Annotated in this window: 16 protein-coding genes; 8 read left to right on the forward strand and 8 right to left on the reverse strand. The window is 66.1% G+C overall.

The features are described 5' to 3' along the window. Position 1 precedes the first annotated feature (1 nt). Positions 2–427: a hypothetical protein gene (locus ABC383_RS22250; RefSeq protein WP_413017328.1), complete on the forward strand. Its 426-nt coding sequence runs from the start codon at positions 2–4 to the stop codon at positions 425–427. A 126-nt stretch (positions 428–553) separates the two neighbouring features. Here ABC383_RS22250 and gcvA read toward each other — a convergent pair whose 3' ends face one another. Both gcvA and ABC383_RS22260 read right to left on the reverse strand, forming a co-directional pair. After that, the gene (gene gcvA, locus ABC383_RS22255) at positions 554–1,456 is read right to left on the reverse strand and encodes a transcriptional regulator GcvA (RefSeq protein WP_413017330.1); all 903 of its coding nucleotides are present in this window, start codon (positions 1,454–1,456) and stop codon (positions 554–556) included. A 74-nt stretch (positions 1,457–1,530) separates the two neighbouring features. Next, positions 1,531–2,211, reverse strand: coding sequence for a FadR/GntR family transcriptional regulator (locus ABC383_RS22260; protein ID WP_413017332.1), 681 nt, complete (start codon positions 2,209–2,211; stop codon positions 1,531–1,533). A 195-nt stretch (positions 2,212–2,406) separates the two neighbouring features. On the opposite strand from ABC383_RS22260, the gene ABC383_RS22265 reads away from it, so the two are divergent. The 6 genes from ABC383_RS22265 to ABC383_RS22290 all read left to right on the forward strand — a co-directional run bounded on the left by ABC383_RS22265 (position 2,407) and on the right by ABC383_RS22290 (position 9,021). Beyond that, positions 2,407–3,276: a fumarylacetoacetate hydrolase family protein gene (locus ABC383_RS22265; RefSeq protein WP_413017333.1), complete on the forward strand. Its 870-nt coding sequence runs from the start codon at positions 2,407–2,409 to the stop codon at positions 3,274–3,276. Positions 3,277–3,376: 100 nt separating this feature from the next. Beyond that, positions 3,377–4,366 (forward strand): Bug family tripartite tricarboxylate transporter substrate binding protein, encoded by a 990-nt coding sequence (locus tag ABC383_RS22270; RefSeq protein WP_413017335.1) that lies wholly within the window; start codon positions 3,377–3,379, stop codon positions 4,364–4,366. 187 nt (positions 4,367–4,553) lie between these two features. Then, the gene (locus tag ABC383_RS22275; protein WP_413017337.1) at positions 4,554–6,008 is read left to right on the forward strand and encodes an LVIVD repeat-containing protein; all 1,455 of its coding nucleotides are present in this window, start codon (positions 4,554–4,556) and stop codon (positions 6,006–6,008) included. Between the two features lie 17 nt (positions 6,009–6,025). Further along, positions 6,026–6,475 (forward strand): copper-binding protein, encoded by a 450-nt coding sequence (locus tag ABC383_RS22280; protein ID WP_413017338.1) that lies wholly within the window; start codon positions 6,026–6,028, stop codon positions 6,473–6,475. Further along, on the forward strand, positions 6,472–7,755 hold the full coding sequence (locus tag ABC383_RS22285) for a TolC family protein (RefSeq protein WP_413017340.1): 1,284 nt from the start codon (positions 6,472–6,474) through the stop codon (positions 7,753–7,755). Before ABC383_RS22280 ends, ABC383_RS22285 begins: the two co-directional genes overlap by 4 nt. A 3-nt stretch (positions 7,756–7,758) precedes the next feature. Next, on the forward strand, positions 7,759–9,021 hold the full coding sequence (locus tag ABC383_RS22290; RefSeq protein ID WP_413017342.1) for a multicopper oxidase family protein: 1,263 nt from the start codon (positions 7,759–7,761) through the stop codon (positions 9,019–9,021). 222 nt (positions 9,022–9,243) lie between these two features. On the opposite strand, the gene ABC383_RS22295 is transcribed toward ABC383_RS22290, so the two are convergent. After that, positions 9,244–11,478 (reverse strand): NADP-dependent isocitrate dehydrogenase, encoded by a 2,235-nt coding sequence (locus ABC383_RS22295; protein WP_413017344.1) that lies wholly within the window; start codon positions 11,476–11,478, stop codon positions 9,244–9,246. Positions 11,479–11,864: 386 nt separating this feature from the next. Further along, positions 11,865–12,089, reverse strand: a complete 225-nt coding sequence (locus tag ABC383_RS22300) for a YjfB family protein (protein ID WP_413017346.1) — start codon at positions 12,087–12,089, stop codon at positions 11,865–11,867. Positions 12,090–12,348: 259 nt separating this feature from the next. Between ABC383_RS22300 and ABC383_RS22305 the strand changes: the two genes are divergently transcribed. Further along, a complete protein-coding gene (locus ABC383_RS22305; RefSeq protein WP_413017348.1) occupies positions 12,349–12,681 on the forward strand; it encodes a hypothetical protein in 333 nt (110 codons plus the stop codon). 59 nt (positions 12,682–12,740) lie between these two features. On the opposite strand, the gene ABC383_RS22310 is transcribed toward ABC383_RS22305, so the two are convergent. The 4 genes from ABC383_RS22310 to ABC383_RS22325 form a co-directional block, all read right to left on the reverse strand. Beyond that, the gene (locus tag ABC383_RS22310) at positions 12,741–13,196 is read right to left on the reverse strand and encodes a PAS domain-containing protein (RefSeq protein WP_413017350.1); all 456 of its coding nucleotides are present in this window, start codon (positions 13,194–13,196) and stop codon (positions 12,741–12,743) included. Between the two features lie 70 nt (positions 13,197–13,266). Beyond that, positions 13,267–13,935 (reverse strand): hypothetical protein, encoded by a 669-nt coding sequence (locus ABC383_RS22315; RefSeq protein WP_413017352.1) that lies wholly within the window; start codon positions 13,933–13,935, stop codon positions 13,267–13,269. Next, positions 13,932–15,338, reverse strand: coding sequence for a selenium-binding protein SBP56-related protein (locus tag ABC383_RS22320; RefSeq protein WP_413017354.1), 1,407 nt, complete (start codon positions 15,336–15,338; stop codon positions 13,932–13,934). The genes ABC383_RS22315 and ABC383_RS22320 overlap by 4 nt, the downstream gene beginning before the upstream one ends. Before the next feature lie 116 nt (positions 15,339–15,454). Then, a complete protein-coding gene (locus ABC383_RS22325; protein ID WP_413017356.1) occupies positions 15,455–15,691 on the reverse strand; it encodes a hypothetical protein in 237 nt (78 codons plus the stop codon). Between the last annotated feature and the right edge of the window lie 25 nt (positions 15,692–15,716).

Genomic DNA, 15,716 nt, shown 5'->3' on the forward strand with positions numbered 1-15,716 from the left:
CATGCGCAGCAAGACCCTGATTTCCACCCTCGCCGCCGCCGGATTGCTGGCGGCCTCCCTGTCCAGCCCGGCCCTGGCCGATGGCGGCCGCTACCACGGCAACGGCGGCTATCGCGGCCACGGCGGCCACGGCAACAATGGCGCGGCGGTGGTGGCCGGCGTGCTGGGCGCACTGGTGGTCGGTTCCATGATCGCCAGCGCCAACGCGGCCCCCAGCTACGCGCCGCCGCAAACCTACTACCAGCCGCCGCCAGCCCCCACCTATTACGAAGCGCCGCGCACCTATTACCAGCCGGCGCCGCCGCCGCAGGTGTACTACCAGCCGGCCCCGGTCTACCAGGCCCAGCCGGCCGCCGTGGTGATCGAGAGCGGCTATGGGCAGCCTTACTGGCGCGAACGGCATCATCGCCATTACTACGGCTACTGAAGCCGCCGCCCGCGCTCCGGAAAGGAAGGGCCTGCCAGGAACGGCAGGCCCTTCCTGCATCCAGGCCCGCCTTGCACGGGCGCCCCATGATCGCGGCGCGCGCGCCGGGGCGTCAAACCCGGCGGCTCATCCTCCCGCCTGCCGCGTTTCGGCCAGCAGCCAGTCCCGGAACACCCCCACCTTGGCCGGCATCGTGTCACGCTGCGGCAGCAGCAGGTAATAGGCAAAACCGGGACGTGTCACCGTCTCGAACGGACATACCAGCGCGCCGCTTTCCAGCTCCTGGTCCAGCAGGCTGATCTGCCCGATGGCCACCCCCAATCCTTCCACCGCGGCCTGATAGGTCAGTATGGAACTGGAAAACACCATGCTGTCGCGGTGCTCGGCCAGGTCGGCCCGTCCCATCGCATTGCACCAGTAGGGCCAGTCATTGCTGCGGTAATGCGAATGCAGCAGCCGGTGATGCTTCAGGTCGTCCAGCGTCCGCAGCGGCGCGCCGGGCCTGTCGAGCAGGGCCGGGCTGCAGACCGGGGTGATGCGGTCGCCGAGCAGGCGCTCGCAGTGCATGTCGGGCCAGCTGCCGTCGCCGAACTGGATCGCGAGATCGATCTCGTCGCTGGCAAAGTCGGCCGGGGCGACATCGGTGCTGAGCCGCACGTCCACCTCCGGATGCACCTGCTGGAACAGGGGCAGCCGGCGCATCAGCCACTTGGCGGCGAAGGTGGTGTAGGCGCGCACCCGCAGCGGGCCGCTGCGGTTGTTGGCCAGCAGGTCGCGGGTGGCGGCGGCAATGCGGGCAAACGCGGGGCCGACTTCCTGCTGGTAGCGCCGGCCGGCGTCGGTCAGGCTGATGCCGCGCTGCTCCCGGTTGAAAAGCTTCACCTGCAGATAGTCTTCCAGCAGCGAGATCTGCCGGCTCACGGCGGACTGGCTCACATGCAGCTCGTCAGCGCCCCTGGTAAAGCTGCCCAGCCGGGCAACGGCTTCGAATACCCGCAATGGATTCAGCGGTGGAATGGTTTTGGCCATGATCTCTCCTGAGGCCCGAAGTATAGGGCAGGCAACACGCCAGGCAGGGCGACATCGCGCGCAGGCGGCCGGACTCAGTAGCCAAACATGTTGCGCCTGACCTGCACCAGGTGCGCTTCCATCAGTTCGCGGGCCGCCTCGGCGTCGCGCGCCTTCAGCGCGGCCACCAGGTCCCGATGCTCCTGCTCGTAGATGGCGCGCCGCTGCGGCGTCACGCTGCGCTTCTTCAGCACGCCCCAGTCGCCCTGCTCGCGCACGCTGTTCATCAGCTGGAACATGCTGCGCGCGAAGTTGTTGTGGGTGGCGTCGGCGATCGTCTGGTGCAGCGCGCCGTCCCAGTGCTCGAACTCCTCCAGGGTCTGCGCCGCCTCGGCACGGGCGCAGCACTCTTCCATCTTCATGAAGTCGGCCGGCGTCGCGTGGCGAATGGCGAGCTGCATCACTACCGGTTCAAGCAGCACCCGCACTTCCATCAGTTCGGCCGGGCTGGTCTCCATCGCGGTCACCTGGGCCGCGCCGGCCTGCAGCTTCTCGCTGGCATCGGCGCTGACATAGGTGCCGCTGCCCACTACCTGGGTGATCAGCCCCTGCTCCTTCAGTTCCGACAGCACCCGCCGCACCACGCTGCGCCCGATATTCCATGTCTCGGACAGTTCGCGCTCGGTCGGCAGGCGGTCGCCGCCATGCAGCCGGCCGGAACGCAGTTCGTCCAGCAGGAAATGACGGAATTCATGCAAGGTGTCTGATGAGTACATTCGCCCTCCCGGAAATGGTTGAAATTATAAACCAATTGACGGACCAAACAGATCAACTTCCCGCCTGCACGGTGCTGGAAAGGCATGCTCTGCGCTCCTGCCCTGCCATCAAAGGCGATTTCACGGGTTGACATTGGTCGATACTTGGTTTAACTTGGTTCATCTTAAAACCAATTTGCACCAAGGAGAGTGAGCATGCGTTTTGCGACCATAGAACTGAACGGCGCCCCCACCGTCGCCATCGTCGACCGCGACCTGTCGCGCTACTGGCCGGTGGCCGATGTGATGCCCGGCTTCAACGGCGACATGGTCGACCTGATCCGCGCCGTGCCCGAGCCCGCCAAGCAACTCAAGACCAGCGGCGAAGGCAAGCCGCTGGAAGGCGTGCGCATCCTGGCGCCGCTGTCGACGCCGCGCCGCAACCTGTTCATGGTCGGCAAGAACTATCACGAGCATGCGAAGGAATTCAACAAGTCGGGCTTCGACGGCTCCAAGGAAGACATCTCGCCGCTGCCGTCGGTGTTCACCAAGCCGGCCTCCACCATCGTCGGCCCGAACGATGCGGTGAAGTGCCACCAGCAGGCCACGCAGGAAGTGGACTATGAAAACGAACTGACCGTGATCATCGGCAGCGGCGGCCTGGGCATCGCCAAGGCCGACGCCTACAAGCATGTGTGGGGCTATACCATCGTCAACGACATTACCGCGCGTGACCTGCAGAAGAAGGCGCGCCAGTGGTTCCTCGGCAAGGCGCTCGACACCTTCTGCCCGATGGGTCCGGTGATCGTGACCCCGGACGAGATCGACCCGGAGAACCTGCAACTGAAAACCTGGATCAACGGCGAGCTGCGCCAGAACGCCAACACCGGCGACCTGATCTTCGACATCCCGACCATCATCGAAGTGCTGTCGGCCGGCATGACGCTGGAAGCCGGCGACGTGATCGCCACCGGCACCGCGGCCGGCGTGGGCATCGGCTTCACGCCGCCCAAGTTCCTGAAGCCGGGCGATGAAATGCGCCTGGAGATCGAAGGCATCGGCACGCTGGTCAACCGCATGGAATAAGGCGCGGGCCGACAGGCCTTTTGTCGGATCGAAACGGCAGCCCCGCCGCGCCCGATGGCGGGCGGGGCTGCGCCACATAAGAACATCAATGGAGACAATCATGTACAGGTTTGCAGCACGACTGGGTTTTCTTTCCGCGGCGGGCGCCGCACTGATCGCCACCCTTCCGGCCACCGTCGTGGCCCAGGACAACTGGCCGGCCAAGCCCATCACCATGGTGGTGCCGTTTCCGCCCGGCGGCGTTGCCGACACCGTGGGCAGGCCAGTGGCGCAAGCGATGGCGCGCGAGCTGAAGCAGTCGGTGATCGTTGAAAACAAGGCCGGCGCCGGCGGCGCGATCGGCATGGCCGCGGTGGCCAAGGCGCAGCCGGACGGCTATACCGTGCTGATGTCGCTGGCATCGATGACCACCATCCCGGAAGCGGACAAGGTCAACGGCAAGACCTCGCTGTTCCAGCTGTCGCAATTGAAGCCGATTGCCCGCTTCACCGCCGACCCGGTGGTGCTGGTGGTGCGCAGCGAAGCGCCGTGGAAGAACCTGAAGGAATTCGTGGCCGACATGAAGAGCAAGCCCGGCAAGTACAGCTTCGCGTCGTCGGGCAACTACGGCACCATGCACGTGCCGATGGAAATGCTCAAGTCCAACGCCGACTTCCGCATGCTGCATGTGCCCTATACCGGCGCCGGCCCGGCCCTGATCGCGCTGCTGAGCGGCCAGGTCGACGCGGTGGCCACCGGCCCGGCCAGCGTGCTGCAGCAGATCAAGAGCGGCAAGCTCAAGGCGCTGGCACACTGGGGCGAAGGCCCGCTGGCTTCCCTGCCCGGCGTGCCGACCCTGAAGCAGGCCGGCTACCCGCTGGAATATGCGCAATGGGCAGGCCTGTTCGTGCCGGCCGGCACGCCGGACGCGGTTGTGGAGAAGCTGCGCGCGGCAGCGCACAAGGCGGCCGACGATCCGGCGGTGAACACCGCCATCAACGGCTCCGGCAGCTCCATCATGTATATGGATGCGCCCGAATTCCAGACCTACCTGAACGCGGATGCCAAAAAGATGGCGGAGGTGGTGCAGAGGATCGGCAAGGTCGAATAAGCCAGCCCCGGCTTGAAGCGCAAAGGCAATGCTGCGTCCAGGCGTCGAAGAACGCATGACGCAGCGGCGGCTCCGGAGCAGTTGAACGCCCGAAGCGCCAGGTAGCGCCGGAACATGGATGGCTTCCACTGCGTGTGGATCGCATGTCTTCCGGTTTTGGCCCATGAAGCATCATCAGGAGACAAGCGTGAGATCCGGAATCCACCCAGCCTTTCGCAGGCGCCTCGCGGCCTCGCTGGCCTGCGCCGTATCGCTGCTGGCCGGCGCCAGCGTGCATGCCCAGGCGAAGGAAGAAGCCAGCAACATGCAGCTGCTCGGCCACAATGACCTGCAGGCCCGCACCGCCTACCAGCCCACCATACAGCAGCAGGGGGATCGCTGGATCGCCTATGTCGGCCACCATGGCGGCAAGCAGCCCAATCCCCTGACCGGCAAGGATGAATACAACGGCACCTCCATCGTGGACGTGACCGATCCGAAGGCGCCACGCTATTTGGCGCATCTCCCCGGCGAGGAAGGCGAAGGCGAAGCAGGCGGCGCGCAGATGGTGCGTGTCTGCAGCGGCAAGACCCTGCCCCATGCCGACCAGAGCAGGTTCTACATGCTGCGCACCTTTGGCGGCAGCGCGCATGAGATCTGGGATGTGTCTGCGCCGGAAAAGCCCAGCCTGGTGTCGCGCATCACCGGCAACCTGCGCGACACACACAAGAACTTCTGGGAATGCGACACCGGCATCGCCTACCTGATCTCCGGCGCGCCAGGCTGGAAGACCCGGCGCATGACCCAGGTCTATGACCTCAGCGATCCCGCCAAGCCGCGCTTCATCCGCAACTTCGGCCTGGTGGGCCAGCAGCCCGGCTCGCCCGACTCGCTGCGCGGGTCCGACTACGACATGCATGGCCCGATCAGGCTCGGCAACCGCATCTACTTCGGCTACAACACCTTCCTCAACGGCGTGATCCAGATCATCGACCGCGAGAAGCTGCTGCGCGGGAACCCGTCGGCCAAGGACCCGTTCGAACCCACGGACGAGAACCTGACCTATCCGGTCATCACGACCTTCTACACCTCGCCGCGGCTGGGCGCGCACACCACGCTGCCGCTGATGGGCATGGACATTCCCGAATTCGAAAAGAACAAGGAAGGCCGCAGCCGCGACATGCTGCTGGTGGTGAACGAATCGCTGCGCAACGAGTGCCAGGAAAACCGGCAGATGATGTACATGGTCGACATCACCACCGAGACCAAGCCATGGGGCGTGTCGAACTTCCAGGTGCCGGAAGCCAGCGGCAACTTCTGCGCGCGCGGCGGCCGCTTTGGCAGCCACTCGTCCAACGAGAACATGACTTCGAAGTACCACAAGAAGCTGATCTTCCTGGCCTACTTCAACGCCGGCATCCGGGCCGTCGACATCCGCGACCCATGGTCGCCGAAGGAGGTCGGCTACTACATCCCGGCTGTCACCGCCAATACCGACAAGCGCTGCATCAAGGTGGACGGCGCCGACCGCTGCAAGGTGGCCATTCAGACCAATAACGTCGAGACGGACGACCGCGGCTATATCTACGCGGTGGACCGGGCCAATACCGGCATGCACATCCTCGACCTGACCGGGCCGGCCAGGGCGATCGTCCAGCCCTGATGCGCCGGGGCCGGGCAATGCGCGCATCGGCCGGCGGCATCGGCGCCCTGCTGGCCTGCTGCCTGTTATGCCCGCCGGCGGCGGCCGACCCTGCCGGCGAAGGCGGTCCCGCCAATCCGGCAGCCGCGACGGCGCTGCTGGAGGTCGACAGCGGCCTGGCCAGGACGCCGGCAGCCGACCCGCCCGCCCTGCCCTGGGCCGCGGCGACCGTGCGGCCGCACGCGCCGCCCATCGCTGCGGCAGCGCAGGCCGATACCGTTGCCCGGGTGTTGACGGTCAACCGGCGCACCGGCGAAGTGCTGCTCGAACACAGCCCGATAGCGCGCCTGCGCATGCCGGCGATGACCATGCAGTTCAGGGCGGCCAGCGCCGCCGTGCTGCGCCAGCTGCGCGAGGGCGAACGGGTAGGCGTCGCCATCGCGCCGGCAGGCCAGGAGATGCTGGTGACGGCGGTGTTCAGGCCATGAAGCCTGTCCTTTCTTCCCTTGGCAAACCGGGCGCGACGGTGGCGTCGATCGCCATGGCCATCATGTCTGGCTGCGCATCGGTGCCGCCGTCCGGCAGCGGCGCTTCGGTGCCGGCGCAGGTCGCAGGCCAGCCCGATGCCGCCCTGCGGCAAAGGCAGGATCGTCTCCTTGCGCAGCCGCTGAGCCAGGATACGGCTGCCGAGCTGGCCCTGCTGCACCCGGCCCTGACGCCGCACTACGCCGCGCTGCAGATCGATGCCGCAAGCCGGCTGCGCCTGGCGCATGCGCCAGCGCCGGGAAGCGATGCGGCACGCGGCCAGGGCGCGGCGGAAAGCAAGGTGGAGCGCACGCTGACCATCAACCTCGCCAGCTGGCTGGCGGCGCCGGCGCTGCGCCCGCAGCCCACCGCCGCAACGGCAAGAGCGGGTGAAGCCGCGTCCGACAACGACACCCAAATGGCGGCGGCCGATGCCATCGGCGACTGGGTCTTTTTCACGCGGCGCGCCTGGGTGCGGGCCATCGCCGCGCGGCAGGCCTTGCGCCACGCGAACGAGGCGGTCAGGCTGGCCGGCGCCAGCCAGGACCTCGCCCGCACCATGCGCCAGGTCGGCAGCGCCGCCACGCTGGACCTGCTCAGGGCGCAGCAGCTGCATGCGCAGGCGACGGCGTCCGGGGCGCAGCGGGACGCCGAGGCCCGGCTGCTGCGCGAGCAGCTGCAGTACCGCACCGGCATCTGGGGCATGGCGATCGAGAGCCTGCAGCTGGCCGACCGCCTGCCCGACCTGCCGCCATCGGGCGTGAATGCGGAAGGGCTGGAAGCGGTAGCGGTATCGCAGCGGGTGGACATGCAGGCAGCGCGCGCGGCATTTGCGCGCCACGAGGCCGACGCCGCCCGGCCGGCCTTGCATGAAGCGCACCAGGCCATGCTGGATGCCGCCGCGCTGCGCGCCCGCGCCGAAATACGCGGCGCCTGGATAGGCTACCGCTCGCGGCTCGAGCTGGCGCGCCATGCCTGCGACGTTGCGCTGCCCCTTGCACAGCGCATCGCCGAGGAACAGGGCAAGCGCTACAACGGCATGCTGGCGAGCGTGTTCGAACTGATCGAAAGCACCGGGGAGCAGATCGATGCCGGCGCGCGCTGCACGGCGGCGCAGCGCGCATTCTGGCTGGCCGAAGTGGATCTGCAGCAGGCGCTGGCCGGCCTGGGCAGGCTGCCCGCGCCGGCAGGCGACATCACGGGCGCGGCAGACATCGGCCCGAACCATGCGGGAGACCATTGATCCATGATATCGAGACGACGATTCCTGCAGGGCGGCGCCACCCTGATCGGCGCGCAGGCAATGTCGGCGGCAGCGCAGGCCGACCTGCCGGCGCCCACGATGGCGCCCGCCGGCACGGAGCGGCCGCCGCCGGCCATGCCCGGCATAAGGACTGTGACGACGCTCAATGGCTGGTCGCTGCCGTCGCGCATGCGCGACGGCGCAAGGGAATTCCATCTCGTGGCCCAGCCGGTGGCGCAGGAGATCGCGCCCGGGATGCAGGCCAATCTGTGGGGCTACAACGGCCGTTCCCCCGGCCCGACGCTGCAGATGGTGGAAGGCGAGCGGGTGCGCATCTTCGTCACCAACAGGCTGGCGGAGCCGACCACGGTGCACTGGCATGGCATGCCGGTGCCCAATGGCATGGATGGCGTGGCCGGCGTCACCCAGGCGGCGATCGCGCCGGGCGACACCTGGCAATATGAATTCATCGCGCGCCGCGCCGGCACCTTCATGTATCACCCGCATGCGGACGACATGATGCAGATGGCCATGGGCATGATGGGCTGCATCGTGGTGCATCCGAAGGACGCCAGGACGATGCGGGTGGACCGCGACTATGCCTTCCTGATCAATGCCTACGACATCCGGCCCGACACCCAGGTGCCGCGCGTGGGCACCATGACCGACTTCAACACCTGGACCTGGAACAGCCGGGTCTTTCCCGGCATCGAGCCGCTGTTTGCGCTGCGCGGCGAACGGGTGCGCATACGCATCGGCAACCTGAGCATGGACAGCCATCCCATCCACCTGCACGGGCACAGCTTCGAGGTGACCGGCACCGACGGCGGCTGGGTGCCGAAGTCGGCGCGCTGGCCCGAGGTGACGGTCGATGTCGCGCCTGGGCAGATGCGGGTGATCGAGTTCATTGCCGAGGAAGCCGGCGACTGGGCGCTGCACTGCCACAAGTCGCATCATGCGATGAATGCAATGGGCCACGGCGTGCCGACCATGCTGGGCACGGATGCCAGCGCTGCGCAGTCCACCCTGCGCAGCATGGTGCCGGGCTATATGCCGATGGGCGCGAATGGCATGCACGAGATGGCGTCGATGCGCATGTCCCTGCCCGACAACACCCTGCCGATGATGAGCGGCCAGGGTCCTTACGGACCGATCGGCATGGGCGGCATGTTCACGCTGCTGAAGGTGCGCGATCGCGCCGTGCAGGGCCCGCTGGAGAACGACTGGTACGATGGCGCCGGCGCAGCGCGCGCCCGCAAGATCTGAGCAGGTGCGCGAGGCCTTTGCCGCTGCTGGGAGGAGAGGGAAATGCGGTGCCCGCGGCCTTGCAGTGGGCATGCGCGAAACGCCATCGCGGCAAGCAGGCCAGGGAAAAGACAACGCAGGCATCCATCACCCGAACAAGCCGGATGGCGGATGCCTGCGCTCGGCCGGACGTGATGCAATCAGCCCCACCCCGGCGCGCCTGGCGGCGCGCCGTTTGCTGGATCAGGCGCCGAGGCTGTCCAGCGCCGTGTTGAAGGTGGCGCTCGGGCGCATCACGGCTTTCACCTTGGCGTCGTCCGCCTTGTAATAGCCGCCGATGTCCGCCGGCTTGCCCTGCACTTCCAGCAGTTCGGCAACGATCTTCTGCTCGTTCTCGGCCAGCTGCTTGGCCAGCGGCGCGAAGTAGGAAGCCAGTTCGGCGTCTTCCGTCTGCGCGGCCAGTTCCTGCGCCCAGTACATCGACAGGTAGAACTGGCTGCCGCGGTTGTCGAGCTCGCCGGTCTTGGGCGAAGGCGACTTACGGTTGTCCAGCAGCTTGCCGGTGGCGGCGTCGAGCGTCTTGGCCAGGATCTTGGCGCGGGCGTTGCCGGTCTTGATGCCGAGGTCTTCGAAGCTCACCGCCAGCGCCAGGAACTCGCCCAGCGAATCCCAGCGCAGGTGGTTTTCCTGCACCAGCTGTTGCACATGCTTGGGCGCGGAGCCGCCGGCGCCGGTTTCATACAGGCCGCCGCCCGCCATCAGCGGCACGATGGACAGCATCTTCGCGCTGGTGCCCAGTTCCATGATCGGGAACAGGTCGGTCAGGTAGTCGCGCAGGATGTTGCCGGTGACCGAGATCGTGTCCAGGCCGCGCATCACGCGCTCCAGCGTGTAACGCATCGCGCGCACCTGCGACATGATCTGGATGTCCAGGCCGGTGGTGTCGTGGTCCTTCAGGTAGGTGCGGACCTTCTTGATCAGCTCGTTCTCGTGCGGACGGTACGGGTCCAGCCAGAACACGGCCGGCATGCCGGAGTTGCGGCAGCGGGTAACGGCCAGCTTGACCCAGTCGCGGATCGGCGCGTCTTTCACCTGGCACATGCGCCAGATGTCGCCCTTTTCCACGTTCTGCGACAGCAGCACTTCGCCGGTGGCGATATCGGTGATGTTGGCCACGCCGTCTTCCGGGATCTCGAAGGTCTTGTCGTGCGAACCGTATTCCTCCGCCTGCTGCGCCATCAGGCCCACGTTGGGCACGGTGCCCATGGTGCGCGGGTCGAATGCGCCGTGCCATTTGCAGAAGTTGATGATTTCCTGGTAGATGCGGGCGAAGGTGCTCTCCGGGATCACCGCCTTGACTTCCTTCAGGCGGCCGTCGGCGCCGTACATCTTGCCGCCGGCGCGGATCATCGCCGGCATCGAAGCGTCGACGATCACGTCGCTGGGCGAATGGAAGTTGGTGATGCCCTTGGCCGAGTCCACCATCGCCAGTTCGGGCCGGTTCTCGTGGCAGGCGTGGATGTCGCGCATGACTTCCTCGCGCTGCGAGTCGGGCAGCTTGGCGATCTTGTTGTACAGGTCGACCATGCCGTTGTCGACGTTCACGCCGAGGCTGTCGAACAGCTCGCGATGCTTCTCGAATGCTGGCTTGTAGAAGATGCGCACGCAGTGGCCGAACACGATCGGGTGCGACACCTTCATCATGGTTGCCTTCACGTGCAGCGAGAACATCACGCCGGACTTGTAGGCGTCGTCGATCTGTTTCTCATAGAACTCGCACAGCGCCTTGCAGCTCATGAACATCGAGTCGATGATCTCGCCTTCCAGCAGCGACACCTTGGGCTTCAAAACGATGGTCTTGCCGCTCTTGGTGAGGATTTCCATCTTCACGTCGCGCGCGCGGTCCAGCGTCATCGACTTCTCGCCATGGTAGAAGTCGCCGTCGTGCATGTGCGACACATGGGTGCGCGATGCCTGCGACCATTCCGCCATCGAATGCGGGTTCTTGCGTGCATATTCCTTCACGGCGCGCGGCGCGCGGCGGTCGGAATTGCCTTCGCGCAGGACCGGGTTGACCGCCGAGCCTATGCACTTGCCGTAGCGGGCCTTGATCGCCTTTTCTTCATCGGTCTTCGGGTCGACCGGGTAGTCGGGCAGGTTGTAGCCCTTTTCCTGCAGTTCCTTGATCGCGGCCAGCAGCTGCGGCATCGATGCGCTGATGTTGGGCAGCTTGATGATGTTGGCGTCCGGCTCCAGCGTCTTCTTGCCGAGTTCGGCGAGGGTGTCGGGCACGCGCTGCTCAGGGGTCAGGTAGTCGGCGAAATTGCCCAGGATGCGGGCGGCGACCGAGATGTCGCTCTGCTCGATGCGGATGCCGGCCGGCTTGGCAAAGGTGCTGACGACAGGCAGGAAGGCGTGGGTCGCCAGCAGGGGCGCCTCGTCGGTTAGCGTGTAGATGATGGTCGGATCGCTGCTCATGCGCTTTTTCCTTGGAATGTGGCGAAGGTTCTTGGGAGTCGTGTTCTGCAAATCATCGCCTGCGCAGGCTCACGGTCGGCGCACCATGCCCGGTCACCTGACCCACTGGCGGAGCATGGTGGAACCTGGTGGACAGACCGGCCCTGCGGCGCGATCAGGTCTTTATCTTTAATTAAGTCTTCTATAAGACATAAGACACATTCCATATTATGCACGAGATTTTCACGATGTACCACTGTTTAAGCGCTCACCCGGCGCCGCCGCGGGGCGGCCGAGGGGCGAACGCGGCATGTCAACGCGGCAAGACAAGCGGCCAAATGCAAGCGGCGCCTTGCCGCAATGCATGCGGCAAGGCGCCGTGATGGTGCCGGGTGCTGGACAGCGGATCAGGCAGTGGTGTCGATGTTTTGTCCGATGTGCGCGGGCTGGCGCGCCGCGGGCGCGGGCGCAGGCGCCGCGGGCGCGGGCGCAGGCGCCGCGGCGGCAATCAGCGCGGAGGCGGTGGAAGCCGACAGGTCGAGCGCCTTCTTCAACACCGCCGTACCTACTTCCTCGCTGGTCTTGGCTGTTGTCATTGCCGTGGACAGTCTTGCAATGCCGGTAACGTCCATTCGATGCTCCTTTTTCGTGGTCAGAACCTGTTATCGGCAGCGCCGGGCCGGTTCTGAAGCCAGGAGCCCGCGCTGCCAGGCCGCCGGCTTCCCGCCAGGGACGTTCCGGCCCCGGCCGAAAGCGTTCTGTCAAGCCATCGCCGTTGCGTATCCAAGACAGACAGGTCCCGACCGGCCCAGTAGAATCTTGACCCGCAGCAACGCCAGGCGCAGCTGCCAGCAGGCCGCCCCTGGCACCGGAATCAGAAGAAGGGCAGTAATGAGCGCAGTCTATAAATCGATTTTTGCAAGCAGGCAGTCGGATTCACTGCTGGACCGCCTGCTGGTGCGGCTGGACCAATCCGACGACTCGGCACAGTGGAAGGAATACCGGGCCGCGGCACTGGGTCTCAACAACCCGACCTCGGCAGCCCGGAAGCTGCGCGTCTCGCCGGGACGGGTAACCAGCCTGATCAAATCCGGCAGCGTGCGGCTTTACCCGGTCAACAATCAGTACCGCTACGTAAAGGTGAAGGAAGTGGCGCAGGCCCTGCAAACCGAGCAGGCGCTGCACGAGACGGCGCCGGCCGGCATGCCCGCGCAGCAGGGCTGACCAGACTGCCGCATCCTGGCGCTCCGGCCTCAGGCCGGAGGGTATGCTGGCGGACCGCCTCAGCCGGCTGGCGTCGCGCCCGAAGCGGCCACCCTGGCCGCGCGCTCGGCCATGTAGCGGGCGGTGGCATCGCGCGCCACGGCCAGCGAACCCATCATCTCCCCGGCCCGGTTCCTGACCATCGCAAAGCTCATGTCGACATACAGCGCGTCGCCATTTTTCTTCAATGCCCGCGTCATGCGCGATCCGGGTGCTGACAGGATATCGCCATGCTCCACCGCCTTGTTGAAGCCGGCCCAGTGCGCCTTCCTCAGCTTTTCCGGGATGATGATGTCCACGCTCTGCCCGACCGCCTCTTCCGCCGTGAACCCGAAGACATGCTCCGCGCCCTTGTTCCATAACCTGATGATGCCCTTGAGGTCCGAATACACCACTGCTTCCTGCATGCAGGAAAGGATGGCTTCGGCATCCACTGCGGCATCGCCCTGCTGTTCCGACGTGATCTGCTCGTTCATTTCTGGCTGTCTCCATGTAGGTCTTGTCAGCGCATGATACAAGGCCGCGGCGCATCGATGCACGACGACGTCATATCGCCAGCGCAATACCCGCGGCCCCGGCCGCCACCAGGCTTGCTCCCCATACCAGATCCAGGTTGAGCCAGGCGTGCCGCAGAAATCGCAGGCCCAGATGGCGATACACCAGCCAGGCCATGGCCGTTGCAGCCGCGAAGCCGGCCAGGGTGTGGACGGCGGTGACCAGCGCCGCGATGCCCAGCGACGACTGCGCGGTGTAGTTCATCACCGCGGCATGACCCATGTCGGCCGCGCTCGGCGCCGGCCCTGCTGTAACGCACAGGCCGAGCATGAACGGCGCCAGCATCAGGCCGGCGCCATGGGCGGTGGCCATCAGGAAGGACCACCATGCCAGCCGGGTCGGTGCGATGCGCGCCAGCGCCCGCGGGTGGCGGCGCCTGACGAGCTTGAACAAGCCCAGGAGCAGCAGCGCCGAGCCCGCGCCGATGCGGATGGCGCGGCCATACTGCACGTACCAGCCCAGCCAGGCCAGCGGCGCCAGCACCACCGCCATCGCCATCAGATGGCCGCCGCTCAGCGGCAGCAGCGTGGCAAACAGGGAACGGGCGCGGCGGTCCATCATCGCATTGGCCACGGCCAGCGGCCAGCCCATTGCCGGGTTCAGGCCGTGATACAGGCCGAGCGCGATGATGGTGAGCCAGAGCGCCGCGGTGCTGTTCAAGCCGATGGATAGCAGAAGGAATCGGTCGAGCAGTCTCCTCCCTGCAGCCGGATCTGATGCGCGGCGTAATGCGGGCCGAAGTCCACATGGAAATGCGGATCGAGTTCGATGCCGCCATTCGCGCCGACATGGCACATCACCTGCGCGCCGCCGATGCCGTCCGGATAGAACTGCCGGTCCCAGCTGCTGTAGAGCGAGTTGGTGAAGTACACCCGCTTGCCGTCGCGGCTGATCTCGGTCATCTGCGGTCCGCCGCCGAAGGGCTTGCCATTCGGATGCCTTGCCTTCTGCACGATGCCGCCGATGCGCACGCTGCCGGCCAGGGTAGGCTTCATCGGGTCGGTGACATCGTACTGGCGCAGTTCGCCCGTGCCCCAGCAGGCCACGTACAGGAAGCGGTCGTCGAGGGAGAGGTCGATATCGCTGATCAGCGGCGGCACCGCGCCGAAGCCCCTGAGCAGCGGCGGCAGCTGCGCGGCATCGGCGGCCTCGGGCGGCACCGTGGCGGTTTTCCTGGCGTGGAACTTGCCGTTCTCGCGGTACCAGGTCCAGATCGATCCTTCCAGGTTGGTGGTGTCGACCACCACGCCCAGAAAGCCGTATTCGCGGGTGGGATCGTGCGCCGGCCGGATTTCCAGCGCCATCTGGTGGTTGGCGCCGAGGTCGATGGTCTGCACATGCCGGCGCTCGCGCAGGTTCCAGAAATGCAGCGAATGGCCGTATCGGTTGGCCAGCAGGTCATCCGGCACGATGCCGTTTTCAAACTGCGGCGGCAGCCCCCATTCGCTCGAGACCATGTAGTCGCGCGGCAGGTTCCACCAGAAGTCGTAATGCAGCTTCTGCGGCCCGCGGTCGATTTCCCAGCGGCCCAGGATCTCGAAGGTCTCGCAGTCCATGATGAACACGCCTGGCGGCCCTTCGGTGCCGTCGGCGCCGGCCCCGCCCAGCGTGCTGATGTAGATGCCCTCGGGTCCGCAATGCACGGTATGAGGACGCGAATAGCCGGTCTTGCGCATCAGTTCCTCGGGCTCGATGGTCTTGACCAGCTTCGGGTTCCTCGGATCGGGCTGGGTGTCGACGATGTAGATGCGCGAGGAGCGGATGCCGGGAATGATCAGGTACCGGCGCTGCAGGAAAGCATGGCCCGACAGCGGGGACAGCGCCGAGCTGCAGGCATTCCAGCCGAAATGGTGGAATTCGTCGCCGGTGTTGGGCATGGCCAGGCGGCTGATGACGGTGCCGTGGCTGGCCGACTGCGGGTCGACATCGATCACGGCCAGGGCGTCGGGCTGCGACCTGTCGGGCGAGAGCAGCACGGTGTAGGCAAGATGTTCGGGTTCGGCTTCCATCGCCAGCCGCGGCGAGGGATGAAAGCTCGGATCGGGATGGTATGTTTCCAGCATGATGTCCTCGCATGGAAAGAAACGGAATGCCCCTGGGAGGAGCGTGTGAAGCGAGCCAAGGCTGCGCGCCCGTCATGGCAGTGTCAATAGACGAGTTGGAGGCGGTTTGGCGCGGATCAGAAAACCGTCATCGTCAAGGCGCAACCGCATGCTGCAATGACATCCCGGCCGGCTGGCAATCCGGGGCGATGCATCCCCATGCGCAGGCAATCAGGCACGAACGTGCCCGGCAAGTTATCGCAAGGCATGACCTGGGGCTTGCTTGCGCTAAATGCGTGGTCTTTTCTGCCGCATTCGTGCAGACTTTGCGCTGCGCGCAGGCAATTCATGAAATCCCGGTCGACCGTGGCCAACGCCGGCGCCTTACAAGGAGGAGTC

The organism is Noviherbaspirillum phoenicis, from assembly GCF_047237965.1.
Lineage (GTDB): Bacteria > Pseudomonadota > Gammaproteobacteria > Burkholderiales > Burkholderiaceae_D > Noviherbaspirillum_A.

Bases quoted from the DNA above. Each gene is read 5' to 3' on its own strand.
- ABC383_RS22250 (WP_413017328.1), top strand. From the start codon at position 2: ATGCGCAGCAAGACCCTGATTTCCACCCTCGCCGCCGCCGGATTGCTG.
- gcvA (WP_413017330.1), bottom strand. From the start codon at position 1,456: ATGGCCAAAACCATTCCACCGCTGAATCCATTGCGGGTATTCGAAGCC.
- ABC383_RS22260 (WP_413017332.1), bottom strand. From the start codon at position 2,211: ATGTACTCATCAGACACCTTGCATGAATTCCGTCATTTCCTGCTGGAC.
- ABC383_RS22265 (WP_413017333.1), top strand. From the start codon at position 2,407: ATGCGTTTTGCGACCATAGAACTGAACGGCGCCCCCACCGTCGCCATC.
- ABC383_RS22270 (WP_413017335.1), top strand. From the start codon at position 3,377: ATGTACAGGTTTGCAGCACGACTGGGTTTTCTTTCCGCGGCGGGCGCC.
- ABC383_RS22280 (WP_413017338.1), top strand. From the start codon at position 6,026: ATGCGCGCATCGGCCGGCGGCATCGGCGCCCTGCTGGCCTGCTGCCTG.
- ABC383_RS22285 (WP_413017340.1), top strand. From the start codon at position 6,472: ATGAAGCCTGTCCTTTCTTCCCTTGGCAAACCGGGCGCGACGGTGGCG.
- ABC383_RS22290 (WP_413017342.1), top strand. From the start codon at position 7,759: ATGATATCGAGACGACGATTCCTGCAGGGCGGCGCCACCCTGATCGGC.
- ABC383_RS22295 (WP_413017344.1), bottom strand. From the start codon at position 11,478: ATGAGCAGCGATCCGACCATCATCTACACGCTAACCGACGAGGCGCCC.
- ABC383_RS22300 (WP_413017346.1), bottom strand. From the start codon at position 12,089: ATGGACGTTACCGGCATTGCAAGACTGTCCACGGCAATGACAACAGCC.
- ABC383_RS22305 (WP_413017348.1), top strand. From the start codon at position 12,349: ATGAGCGCAGTCTATAAATCGATTTTTGCAAGCAGGCAGTCGGATTCA.
- ABC383_RS22310 (WP_413017350.1), bottom strand. From the start codon at position 13,196: ATGAACGAGCAGATCACGTCGGAACAGCAGGGCGATGCCGCAGTGGAT.
- ABC383_RS22320 (WP_413017354.1), bottom strand. From the start codon at position 15,338: ATGCTGGAAACATACCATCCCGATCCGAGCTTTCATCCCTCGCCGCGG.